This window comes from Bradyrhizobium nanningense (genome assembly GCF_004114535.1).
GTDB classification, from domain to species: Bacteria; Pseudomonadota; Alphaproteobacteria; order Rhizobiales; family Xanthobacteraceae; genus Bradyrhizobium; species Bradyrhizobium nanningense.
The window spans coordinates 1-1,406 of the sequence record NZ_LBJC01000017.1 but is presented as its reverse complement, the minus strand read 5'-3'; the positions used below and the strand labels follow the sequence as shown (position 1 = coordinate 1,406).

3 protein-coding genes are annotated in these 1,406 nt (G+C 66.2%); all 3 read right to left on the bottom strand.

Features of this window, described 5'->3' with window-relative positions; translation table 11 throughout:
- Window positions 1–555, bottom strand: a 555-nt coding sequence (locus XH84_RS11205) for a response regulator (RefSeq protein ID WP_128948301.1), incomplete at its 3' end; no start/stop codon positions are given.
- A 75-nt stretch (window positions 556–630) separates the two neighbouring features.
- Window positions 631–996 carry a response regulator gene (locus XH84_RS11200; protein ID WP_007600538.1) on the bottom strand — a complete coding sequence of 122 codons (366 nt, stop codon included), beginning with the start codon at window positions 994–996 and terminating at the stop codon, window positions 631–633.
- Window positions 997–1,069: 73 nt separating this feature from the next.
- A partial coding sequence (locus XH84_RS11195; protein ID WP_128948300.1) for a chemotaxis protein CheW occupies window positions 1,070–1,406 on the bottom strand: 337 nt, incomplete at its 5' end.

Here is a 1,406-nt window from a genome sequence, read left to right as displayed (position 1 = left end):
AGCCGGTGCGGGCGTGACCGGCCGCGCCACGGGACCGCGCGGGGCCGGCGCCGGGCTCGCGGGCGCCAGCGGCGGACTTCCAACCGCGGGCTTGCGACGCAGCCGCGCGCCGAGATGGCGGATCTTCTGGATCAGGTCGTGATGAAAGATGTCGGCGGCCGACGCCTCGCGCGTCGATTCCGGCTTCGGAATGTAATCGGCCGCGCCGAGCGACAGCGCCTTGAAGCTGATCTCCGCGTTACGACGGGTCAGCGTCGAGGCCATGATGATGACCAGATCGCGCTTCTTCGCCAGCAGCTGCGGCAGCGCCGAAATGCCGTCGAGCTCGGGCATCTCGATGTCGAGCACGGCAACATCGGGGTTGATGCGCTCGAGCTGGTTGACCGCCTCGAGCCCGGTCCGCAGCGAGGCCGCGACCTCCATGTCGTGCTCGGCGCCGACCCAGCGCGAGATCAGACCGCGGATGACGACGGAGTCGTCGACGATCATCACCCGCAGCGGTCCTGCTTCGCGCGACGAGCCCGTGGTCGAATTCCCTGCGAACGCAACACTCATTACTCACCAACTCAGACTGAAAGGATACAGTTGAAAACAGGCGCCGAAGGAACCGCTCAGCCTCCGGGCGTTCGCTCAGATAAGACCGACTTCCTGGAATTTCGCCGTCACGATGTCCTTGTCGAACGGCTTCATGATGTACTCGTTGGCACCGGCATGCAGCGCGCGCGCGATATGCGCGACGTCGTTCTCGGTGGTGCAGAACACCACCTTGGGCTGGTCGCCGCCGGGCATCCGCCTGAGATGGCCGAGGAACTCGTAGCCGTCCATCACAGGCATGTTCCAGTCGAGCAGCACCGCATCGGGCAAGCCGCGCTTGCAGGCTTCCAGCGCCTTCTCACCGTCCTCCGCTTCGAGGATCTGGAAGTCGAGGCCCTCCAGGATCCGGCGCGCAACCTTGCGGATGACGCTGGAATCATCAACGACGAGACAAGTTCGCATGTGAACCTCTGCTTCCTCCCCGCTTTGCGGGGGCACTTCCAATTGCACGACCGTCGGCGGCGAGGCCGCGGTATCAGGCCGCTATCATCTCGGGCGCGAGTTCGAGGACACGATCGACGTCGAGGACGACCATGAGCTGACCGTCGAGGCGGTGGACGCCGCCGGCGAGCTTGGCCATGCGGGGGTCGAGGTTGACGGGATTCTCTTCCATGCCGGCCTCGGGCAGGCGCAGCACCTCGCCGATCTGGTCGATCAGGAGGCCGTAGGATTCGCCGCGCAAATCCACGCCGACCGCCATCGGCACCTTGCCGTCCTCGGGCTGCGGCAGGCCGAGACGGGCGCGCATGTCGACCACGGTGACGATGCGGCCGCGCAGATTGAGCACGCCGGCGATCTCGCGCGAGGACAGC